The sequence below is a fragment of the uncultured Veillonella sp. genome (assembly GCF_937981445.1).
Lineage (GTDB): Bacteria > Bacillota > Negativicutes > Veillonellales > Veillonellaceae > Veillonella_A.
Window position 1 is genome coordinate 1 of the sequence record NZ_CALJON010000018.1, and the last position, 5,102, is coordinate 5,102.

General features: G+C 38.4%; 4 protein-coding genes. 3 read left to right on the forward strand and 1 reads right to left on the reverse strand.

From position 1 onward, the window contains the following. Positions 1-616 (reverse strand): aminopeptidase (locus tag Q0376_RS03860; protein WP_298704282.1); only part of this gene is annotated, 616 nt, incomplete at its 3' end. A 278-nt stretch (positions 617-894) separates the two neighbouring features. Here Q0376_RS03860 and Q0376_RS03865 point away from each other — a divergent pair. The 3 genes from Q0376_RS03865 to holA are packed head-to-tail and all read left to right on the forward strand — an operon-like array spanning position 895 to position 5,066. Further along, positions 895-1,470: a ComEA family DNA-binding protein gene (locus Q0376_RS03865; protein ID WP_298704285.1), complete on the forward strand. Its 576-nt coding sequence runs from the start codon at positions 895-897 to the stop codon at positions 1,468-1,470. A 38-nt stretch (positions 1,471-1,508) separates the two neighbouring features. Beyond that, complete coding sequence (locus Q0376_RS03870) at positions 1,509-4,085, forward strand: ComEC/Rec2 family competence protein (protein WP_298704288.1); 2,577 nt, start codon at positions 1,509-1,511, stop codon at positions 4,083-4,085. Positions 4,086-4,094: 9 nt separating this feature from the next. Further along, the gene (holA, locus tag Q0376_RS03875; RefSeq protein WP_298704291.1) at positions 4,095-5,066 is read left to right on the forward strand and encodes a DNA polymerase III subunit delta; all 972 of its coding nucleotides are present in this window, start codon (positions 4,095-4,097) and stop codon (positions 5,064-5,066) included. Positions 5,067-5,102: the final 36 nt, after the last annotated feature.

Here is a 5,102-nt window from a genome sequence, read left to right on the forward strand (position 1 = left end):
TGAATTGATGGCTATTAAGGGCTTCTGTGCGCGCTTTAAGACGAGCTAAATGTTTATCTAGGGTGTTTTCTTCATCGACCCCTTCAATGCGACAGAGGGTAAATAAATGAGTCCATAAGGCATCAATTTTTTCCTCATCGGTTCCCGTAAAGCCTAGCAATTCGGTCCAGCGCAATGTAGCTACTGATGCAACGCACCAAGTCAAGGTAGAGTCCATAATGGCATCATGATAAAAGGACAATACTTTGTTTAACGATCTTGATTGCGTAGCCATGCGGTCTGAAGGGACGCCTTTCATAGCTGTAGGATTAGCACTTATTAATGATAAAAAGGCTGCTTTTTGATCTACATAGGTTTTGTAATAGGTGGGAATCCATGGTGCTGGTTCTTCTAAGACTTCTTGTGCCCCATGAAGGAGGCGAAGCTTGCTAATAGGTGTAGAGCGCCAGTTCACGACTACTTCTTTAGCCCCTAGTTTGTAGGCTTCTTCGGTAATGACTTCTACAAATTTATGATTCTCTACATCAACAGAAATGACTAAAGTTTGTTCTTTTTGTAAATTAACCCCCGTTGTTAAAAGGGCTTTAGCATAGGTTTGTAAACGTTGTAATTCCATGAAATTTAAATATCCTTTCTTAGCGAAACTATGTTACGAATTTTTTTGTGAAACTTTTTTCTGTACATTTTGAATGTACAGTATTTACATTTTAGCCATACGTTTTAATATTTTAGCTATATTTTTTTACATTTCGTTACTCGCATTTAAAAAAATACTTACTCATACAATCAATACTTACTCATACAATCAATACACCTCATTGGTGCTTATATATAGGGGTTCTTCCTTTAGTAGCGAATTCGTTAGTAGGAATATTTTCTAAAGGATGTGAGCATATGAAACGAAAAAAAACATGGCTCATTATAGGGCTTTTATTTTGTATGTATGTAGTTGTTCTACGACCTATTATAGCAGATTCAGATGCGCAAATGAATTCCAGTGCTGCCACAACAGCTACGCAAGGGAATACCTCGACTGATGAAGAACGGAACATAGCAGATGAATCAAATCGCTTGGTATACATAACGGGTGCTGTAGAATCACCAGGTTTATATGAAGTGATGGAAGGGGCTACTATTGGTGATGTCATACAAATGAGTGGCGGGTTTTTACCTTATGCAGCGGTAGAGCGTTTGAATTTAGCAGAGCCACTTATGTTAGGAAGCCATATTCATGTAAATTTTAATTTTAATGGCAATCCCGAAGTTTTATTGCAAAAGAAGAAGGTCAATATTAATACTGCTGATGAAAAAGGGCTAGTTACATTATCTGGCGTAGGACCAGGGACGGCTAAAAAGATTTTAGATTATAGAGAACAGCATGGTCCATTTAAATCGATTGAAGATCTAAAACAAGTTAAGGGCATTGGAGAGGCTACGTTTAAAAAGCTCGAACCTCATATAACAATATAATATAACGTTATGGCCTATTTAAGTTAAGGAGTGCTAAGATGCATTATAATGGACGCCGATGGTTTTCTTATATACAGTCTATATTTAACTTACATCATATAGCTTATTATTTTACTTATAGCGAATGGGCGTTTACTTTATGGTGGACTTTGGCTGTAGGGATTTGCTTTGCCTATGGTCGATGGTATGAAATGACATTGCCTATGAGAGTTTTCTTGTGGTCCAGTTGGATTTTAGTAGTTGTTTTTGGTAGTGCTTGGAGACGAACTAAGAAACGTGAATTTATTTATGTAAATAAAACTGGCTCACCGATTATACATGGCGGCATGGTATGGAGCATTCAAGTGCTAGGTGTAATTCTTTGCATGGTCATGACTATGTTTATAGGCTATATGCGTACGGAATCGGTTATTATGGAGTATAAGGGGCGAGACTTAAGTTATCAGGGCTTACAGGCTGTATATGTAGTTCATCTCATATCACGCCCCGAAGTGAGCCAGTCTAAAGAAGGTACTACTTGGCGTGTGCAAGGAGAGGTATTAGGATATTTTGAGGATGCTAAACGTAGTGAAGATGGGCCTGTTGAAACTGGACATTTTATTCCGGCGTCGGGTGGCATTCAATTATATGTAACACCGCAGGAGCAACACAGTTTCAATGAAAAACACAATTTAGTGGAGCAAGATAATTCGAAAGGAAATCGTAATTTATATAGAGAGCTTAAAATAACTAAAACAGGTGAAACAGGTGAAACAGCCAAGGCTCGACATGTTGGTAGCGAGTTTGACCAATTAGTTTCAGGTTCTTATATACTCGTAAGGGGCAAGGTACAACCAGCGCGTTATTTTCCTGAAGAAGGTAGAATCGATATGAGGGCTCGTTATATTAGTTCTGGTCGTATAGGGACTATATATGATGGTCAATATATGGGTGTATTAGAGTCTAGCGATTTGGCTCATATTAGAGGGACCGATATAGCTTGGTATACAAATAGTTTTGATTCATTGCAGCTTGTATTAGGTGGAGTCCATGAATCCATGCGCAGTGTATTACAGCACTATGTATCATTACCGATGAGTTACCTCAGTGAAAGTTTACTGTTAGGCGGCTCCTATGGTGTATTAGATGAAGATATAATTTTGGCCTTTTCAAAAACAGGATTAATACATATTTTATCTGTATCAGGTTCTCACATAGCCTTGCTGTTTAGCTTTATTTATTTTATAGGGCGTATTTGCAAAATCAATCGGTTACGGTCCACTTATAGTGCTATGGCCATTGTTCTTATTTATTGTGCACTAGTCGGCTATAATCCACCAGTCATTCGGTCTGCTTTGATGGGATTAGTCATGGGCCTAGGGATTATTATGAAGCGTGATTATGTGAGCTTACAAGCTTTGCATATAAGCGCCTTTATATTGTTACTTTATGATCCTATGCAATTATTTGACATTAGTTTCCAGCTCTCATTTGGTGCCACCTATGGGATTATGCTCTTTGCTCGCTCAATGTATCAGAGTTTACCTAAGGGCATGCCCTATGTGTGGGGGCCTGTATCACTGTGCGTATGTGCCCAACTGCTTATTTTGCCATTTCAATTGTATTACTTTCATATGCTCGGCCTAGGTTCATTGGTGGCCGCCATCGTAGTGGCGCCCTTATTGGATTTTGGGATTGTAGCTATTTTAGGCTTGCTCCTAATAACCGGTATTTTAAGCTTGGTAGGCTTAGGTGGTATGGTTAGCTTTTTATGGCAGATAGTGGAAGCTATTTTGCAGCTTGCTTTATTTTTAAATGAAACTATTGCTACTATGCCGGGGCTTGTATATTGGAGTGCAGCCTTATCCTTAGTCCATTGGCTAAGTTATGGACTCCTTATTTATGTACTATACTATTTGATGTATGAAAGGAACCATCGCCCATTTGTTAAGGAGTCTGTAGTCTATTTAGCTTTATTGACTGCATTGTGTTCTGCTAATTGGGGCCTATGGGAAGAGAACCATATACAAATACATACCATACCTCTAGCTAGGGGCGGCGCCACACTGGTTATGAAGCGAACACGATTTGCTAAGGCGGAGGGCTTATTATATGTGGATTTTAATAAAAAGGAAGTATCTCCCTCAAGTCGAGCTAGCATAGTCAATGCCTGTCATTATTATGGCATTACTAAACCGGTGGCTATTATTATAAAAGATAATGTAGGGGATATTTTATTTTATAATAATACAGAAACACTTTGCTTATTGCAGGAGTTGAAATATGATGCTACAGCTCCGGTGAATCGTTTAACAGCTAATGTTTGGGAGTTCGGCCATAGCGAAGTATTTAATGATGTATTGCTTGATAAGACAGATGTATTACATGTAGTTGGGATGCGTAAATCATATGTATTCAGTCATAGACAAACGGGCAAAAAGACTTTAAAATTAGATGAGGATAAATTAACAATTCTGAGCACTAATGATTCGAGTTTAGTGCTTACAATGGAAGAGAAAGAATATATTGCTGGTATCATATATAGCCCGTCTTTTAGAGGGGGGCGCGATATTGATCCAGCTGATGAAAAGGTGTATATGACGGGAACCTATATAATCCCGGATTTTTTATTGTAAGGAGGGACTATGACTGTAGAATTAGTATATGGTGATGAGTCGCAACTTATAGAGGAAAAAAAGATTGCCTTTTTAAAAAAATATAAAACTATGCCGGCGCAGATGTTAAATGATGAATTAGGACCCAGTGCTATTAGTGAGGTATTGAGTGCTGATTCGTTATTTGCTAAGCCGGCTGTGTATTGTGTGATAAATCCTCAAATTTTTGCTAAAACAGGTAAAAAAGTGAGTGAAGAGTGGCAACGAGTCTATGATATTTTAATGCATTATAATGGGGAGAATCCGGTGCTCATTATTTATCATGATTCAGTAGATAAGCGCTTGAAGGGGAATAGTCAGTTTTTAAAAGCCATTCCCTCTACGGAATGTGCGCGCTTAAAAGGGGACGCCTTATTGCATTGGATTGTTCAGTACTGTAAATCCAAAGGCTATACGCTAAGCCCTGACGGTATGGAATATATGCGTCATTTATTAGAATTATGGCAAGATGTGCCAGTGGCTTTTATGCGTACTGAATTCGATCGCTATTTTTTATTGTTGCCGCCCAAGTCGACCATAAGTCGTGATTTTTTATTAGAACATGGCAGTGATTTTAGCGCTAAAAATATTTTCTTATTTAAAGAGGCTTTGTTTAATCGCAAGGTAGATACATTGATGGCTTTATTTCCTTATATGTTACAATATAAAGAGGTAGATCGTGCCATGTCATACATTGAAGGGCAGTTGCGCTTGCAGCTCATGGTGAATGAATGTGCCAGTCAGGGCATGACGGAACGACAGGTGCAGGAGTATTTTAAAAATAATGGCTCCACAGTAAAGGCCTATCCTATAAAATTAGCATATGGTCAGGCTCGCCGTGTTTCTACTCGTGGTATAGCTAAACTCCTTCGTGGCTTATATGAAATTATGCGCCAATCAAGACGTGGTGAAGGTGATTTAAGCTATTTTAAAGATTTATGCTTATCGTATTGTGCGGAGTAATTATATGAAGAAAAAAGTAAGTCTTTTACTAGGTTC